The 5,384-nt window shown below is 38.9% G+C and carries 5 protein-coding genes and 1 pseudogene; 2 read left to right on the top strand and 4 right to left on the bottom strand.

The annotated features are described in order from the left end of the window. Positions 1–124: 124 nt before the first annotated feature. The 4 genes from AC1DSL_RS15430 to AC1DSL_RS15415 form a co-directional block, all read right to left on the bottom strand. Positions 125–574, bottom strand: a complete 450-nt coding sequence (locus tag AC1DSL_RS15430; RefSeq protein ID WP_477532859.1) for a GNAT family N-acetyltransferase — start codon at positions 572–574, stop codon at positions 125–127. Between the two features lie 220 nt (positions 575–794). Then, the gene (locus AC1DSL_RS15425) at positions 795–1,232 is read right to left on the bottom strand and encodes an N-acetyltransferase family protein (RefSeq protein WP_477532858.1); all 438 of its coding nucleotides are present in this window, start codon (positions 1,230–1,232) and stop codon (positions 795–797) included. A 225-nt stretch (positions 1,233–1,457) separates the two neighbouring features. Beyond that, a complete protein-coding gene (locus AC1DSL_RS15420) occupies positions 1,458–2,423 on the bottom strand; it encodes a hypothetical protein (RefSeq protein ID WP_477532857.1) in 966 nt (321 codons plus the stop codon). A 66-nt stretch (positions 2,424–2,489) separates the two neighbouring features. Further along, the gene (locus AC1DSL_RS15415; RefSeq protein WP_477532856.1) at positions 2,490–2,849 is read right to left on the bottom strand and encodes a hypothetical protein; all 360 of its coding nucleotides are present in this window, start codon (positions 2,847–2,849) and stop codon (positions 2,490–2,492) included. 208 nt (positions 2,850–3,057) lie between these two features. Between AC1DSL_RS15415 and AC1DSL_RS15410 the strand changes: the two genes are divergently transcribed. Together AC1DSL_RS15410 and AC1DSL_RS15405 are read left to right on the top strand one after the other, a co-directional pair. After that, positions 3,058–3,750, top strand: a complete 693-nt coding sequence (locus AC1DSL_RS15410; protein ID WP_477532855.1) for an ABC transporter ATP-binding protein — start codon at positions 3,058–3,060, stop codon at positions 3,748–3,750. Next, a pseudogene (locus AC1DSL_RS15405) lies at positions 3,747–5,384 on the top strand (hypothetical protein); the annotation flags it as partial. The gene AC1DSL_RS15410 and the pseudogene AC1DSL_RS15405, both read left to right, overlap by 4 nt.

Below are 5,384 nucleotides of genomic sequence, written 5' to 3'. Positions count from 1 at the left end.
GCCTCCGTTAGTTCAACAAGAAAGAAGCATTGTATGTTCCCACTACGACATAAAAAGCCAGCAAATCTCTGCTGACTTAAAGACCTCTTTTTGAGTTAATTCAGTCGTTACTTCAATAAGAATATTATAATTTCTTTTCCAAAAAGGTTAGAGATATATTTTCATTTACTGTGATTTCTTTAATATTTTCGAAATCATTCTTTTTATAAAAACTTACTGCTGGAGTATTTTTAGAGCCTGTCGCTACTTTTATTTTTTCAGCTTCGAAATTTCTTATTACATAATCTAAAAGTTTCTGAGCAATCCCTTTTCTAAAATGGGTTGGATGCACAATTAGTCTGTGTATATCAACAACATTATCTTCTACTTCCAATGATATTGCACCACATAGTTCTTCATCTTCATAATAACCAAAGAAAATTTCTTCGCATTCTTGCAATGTTTTGACTGTATCTTTCAATGGTGGTATTTCATCGGAACCGATTATTTCTGCCTCTACTTTATAGGATGGTATTTGAATGTTTAATACATCTTTAGCGTTWTCTCTAAYACTAATGTCAATTATTTTAATCAATTTATCCCCTCATCCAATTATTTTTTCTTTTTCAACTAACCTGCAMGTTGTATTACAAAATCCATTTCCATTGTACCAAAATTACACAGTTGGAAGGCGTTAAAAAAACGASTATAAGCATTTGCTGCACTTTATTTTCCTGATGTGCCACAAAAAAGCCGACTAAATGTTGGCTTAATTTATTAAACTAAAGCAACCGTTAGTGAAAGAAGTCAATAGCTTATAAAGGCAAACTCATAGAAACTGTTCTTATGTTAAAGCCCATTTTTTCGTAAAGTTTAATAGCTTGATTACCTGCAAATGCACTAAGACGAACTTCAGAGTATCCATCTTGTCTTAGATGGTCAATCGCAGTTCTCATTAACCGTTTAGAAACTCCATTCCCTCTAAATTCTTCTATAACAAACAGTTCATAAATAAATCCATTCATCTTGTCAGTAAATTGGTCTTTACCGGCCCCTATAAGAATCCAGCCCATTAGTTTATCATTCTCGGTTGCTATTAAATAATAGCTTCCCTTTTCCAAAAGTGGTTCAATAAGACGTTTGATTTTTTCATTTGAAGGTTTTACTTCACCCAATGTACCATCAAATAAAGCTTGTGGGGAAAGTAAAATAATCTTTTCAAATTCAGAATCGTTAGGTTTTCTAATATCCATTAGTAAAGTCAGTCCTTTCAATACCCTTTTTATAAAGTTCAGCATAATATTCCAGTAATTTTCTTCTAGCGCCTATAGCTAATCTAATTTCTTGTTCAACTAACCTGCCCCGTTAGTTCAATAAGAAAAAGGGCTTGTTTAAACAGCCCGATGATCTTTAACTAAAGCACCCGTTAGTACAACAAGAAAAATATTCAATTTCTCCGTGGTTCTGTGTAATCAACTTCAGTTGGACTCATCTCGAAGGGCTCGACGGCGTTCGTGCAGCACCAGCAGGATAATCATTCCCATTATTACACCTAAGACGATGCCGGCCTGTGTTGTCAACAACCATGCCAATGGGTACTCTGGGGAGGGTGGCGCGTCGCGTCGAACTGAAGATAAGGCGGAATAGAGGTTGTTGGAGAACAACGCTCCCGATGAAATCCATGCCGCTGCCATAGGGGGTAGAAACCACCTCGACCCACGGCGGGATGCTACCACCATTATGCCCCACGCACCTGCAAAGGACCACACGCCTATACTCAATGACAGCAGGTGCCACCACACATCGCGTTCACCCATGGTTGCCGGGTCGATGCCGAAAGAGCCGCCAACCGCCCAAAACACCTTGATGACACCGAGCAGAATGCAGCCGGCAGCGACGATCCTAGCCAAGATAATCTGCAGTTGTCGAGTATTGCCCGGCAACTCCTTGTAGTCGGTTGTGCCACTCAGCGCCTCTGGCCAACGTGCCTTTGCATACCCCGCCAATGCAAGCGGCAGGAAGATGCCGATCCCGAAAAGTGAGATCATGACGAAGATCTGCTCGTATACCCAGAAGTCAGCGGCACCTGCCTCTTGATCCCGGATCATAGCTGCAGGGCCCAGAACCGGTGCAATCAACAGCATGGGAACGAGCAAACCGGTACCAACCCAAATGGGTAGAGCAACCAACCACGCAGGTAGCCGCTCCCCCCACGGCCTGCAGAACGCCATTGCAAGAAGGATACCAATCGCAGCGAGAACGGCGGTTACTGCGTTTATAATGCGCCAGCTGGCGTCACCCATTTGCTCGGTTGGAAGGAAGAGACCGAAAGTCCATACGATTTTGATCAGCAGGTAAGGTGTTACTGCTATTGCGGCACCATAACCGCAGATTCTACGCAACCTCATCAATCTTGAGGCCTGCCTCTCTGCACTAATAGTCACCTTCTCATCTCCTCTACAAGTTCTAACTCACTTTGTTTCATAGCCACAGTTGAAAAACATTCAATTCTATTCACCCGGCATATAACCTATTACTTCATTGGTTTCGGGGTCAACAAGTATTAAAGGTGGACCAACTACAACGTTCTCTTGATCTTCAAAGGATACCATTAATACTTCTTTCCCTTCATAAGTTTTATCCAGCAATTCATAGCTATTACTAGCAATCGTTTTTTTCACTTCAGCACTTTTCCAGTCTTCTATAGCTCTGCCGCCCCAACCTTTTTCTTCGATGAAATCCCAAGCAACTTTTCTAATTTCATAGTTATCTGTGCCTTTGGAATTCCCTTCATCTTGTTTAGTCGAACAACCACATATCAGTAAAATTGATAATACTGTTAATGTTAAGTATAAAAATTTTAACTTCATTCACTTGGCACCCCTTTTTAAAATCATTTGTTATTGAACTATCCTGCCCCGTTAGTTTAAGTGAAGATCTTCACAATCTCAATGATATATTCAAACTCAATTAATCTATAAAACACCCCTTTAGGCAATGTAAAGTATACATTAATCAAAGGAATTGTTATATTTAAAATAATTAGATTTTACAAATATTTCAAAGAGGGGGATTATTTTGAATAACACGATTACATGTAGGACATTAACAAAAGTGTTTAAAGGCGATGGTATAGGTACATATGCGTTAAAGGAAGTTAATTTAACACTTCAGAAAAGCGATTTTATTTCAATTATTGGTCCATCAGGCTCAGGGAAGTCGACGTTATTAAGCATAATTGGAACACTCGATGTTCCTTCCAGTGGAGAAATTCTCTATGGAGATCAGCATGTTCACAAAATGAACAATAAAGAAATGGCAGATTTTCGCTTTGAGAACATCGGATTCATATTTCAACAGTTTCATTTGATTCCAACCATGACGGTATTAGAAAATGTCATGTCACCTCTTTTTGGTAGAAAGGTAACTTACAACAAAAAAGAGCGCGCGACACAAGTTTTGGAACAAGTTGGACTTATAGACAAAATAAATTCTCTCCCTTCACAACTATCAGGTGGACAACAACAAAGAGTTGCTATTGCCAGGGCATTAGTCCATGAACCTAAATGGCTATTAGCAGATGAACCGACTGGGAATCTCGATACAGATACAGGGGAAACGGTATTTGAACTGTTGTCTTCTTTAAATCAAAGTAAAAAATGTGGTGTAATCTTGGTTACGCATGATTCTACGCTAGCCAATCGAGCAAACACGAAAGTCGAAATGCGAGATGGAGAGATTATATCGGTTAGACAGAGGCAACAAGTATGATGCCTTTTATGATGAAGCAATTGGTTCGCAATAAAGACCGACTTATACTTTCAGTTATTGGTGTGATGTTAATAAGTAGTGTGCTCATTTATCTGTTTAGCTTAACGGAAACAACAAAAGGAACGGTTAGTAATCAACTGCAAAAGAAGTGGGAAAGCGCCTATGACCTTGTCGTCACCCCATCAGGTTCCATTTTTAATGAAGATAACTTGATGGAACCGAACTACTTAAATGGAATTAACGGAGGCATCAGCCACGATCAATTCGAAAAAATCAAATCAATGAACGATGTAGCGATAGCAGCCCCTRTTTCAGTTTTGGGCTATACCACATTAGGAATAACTATGAAAGAAAAATTTAAAACAAGCGACAAGGGTATCTATAAGTATAGAATCACAGAGACATATAATGATGGTTTATCCAAAARAACCATACAGGATATAGAGACATACAGAGCTACTAATTGGACAGGTCCCAGTGAAGGTTTAGGTTTTTGGGGAGATGATAAAGGTGAGATAAGCTTGAGTCAATACCAATTATTGGTTGGTATTGATCCAGAAGARGAAGCWAARCTTGTAGGACTAGACGAGGCAGTTCAACTATCTGATACGAGCCGATACTTAGAGCCAAATGAAGATGCTATTTACGATGAARAAATGGACCGTTTATTTGAAATACCTGTTTTAATAAATAATAAGAGCTTTTCCAATAGCCTGTTTCAGGTTTCGCAAGAAAAATTAGCTATCCCTTTTAATACTGACACTGAAAAGGAACAAGCTATCGAATTAATTAAGAAAGGAAACGGACGGGACTATTTAAATAGTTTGGAGACAGAAGAGGTAGACAGTTTCGAGTTGACTGGTGAAGAATTGGAAACCATGATTTTTAAAGCTTTGGCTAATCCGAATGACAATCCTTCTTTATCAGTTCATGGAACTCAATTAGTTTTTAAATCCAGTATTCTTGATTATCAGAAAATAGAAAGTCCTTTTCCAGAGAGATGGTCAAGTAGTTATGAAGTTTCAAGCAAGCCTGTCGAAGTGATCGACATTTTTAAAGATATCTTACCAAATTCAGGTTTCAGAAAAGCAGAATTGTTAGATCATGAATTATCTGAAGACGGAGTCCCACTCTTGCCAGTTTTGAGATTGAATATTGTTGGTAGCTTCTCTTCTGATAAATTAAAAATTAGTAAAGACCCTTTAACTGAACTACCACTCGAGACATATCGTCCTGCACAGGCGGGGATAGTTCTTGGACCAGACCATGACCCGTTAAATCCTTCAAGGACGATGAAAGGATCCGGTGTACCAACAGGCTTACTTACAAATCCACCTAACATTTTAACTACTGTGAAGGCAGCTGAAATCATTACTGGAGGGAATAGCATATCCTCCATTCGCATTAAAGTAAAAGGCATTGGTGATATTGGAAATGCAGCACAAGAAAAAATGGAACAAGTCAAAAATGATATTGAACGTGCAACAGGACTTCAAGTAATCATTACAAGAGGATCATCACCTCAGCCAACCATCACCAAAGTGATTGAACATGATAAAACGCTTGGGTGGATTGAACAACCTTGGATTCATATAGGCGCGGCTATCACCATTTTAAGAGAAACATCATTAGGG

Source organism: Paenisporosarcina sp. P4_D4, from assembly GCF_056401835.1.
Note: the sequence above shows the minus strand (reverse complement) of the source record. Positions and strands in the feature narration are given on the sequence as shown.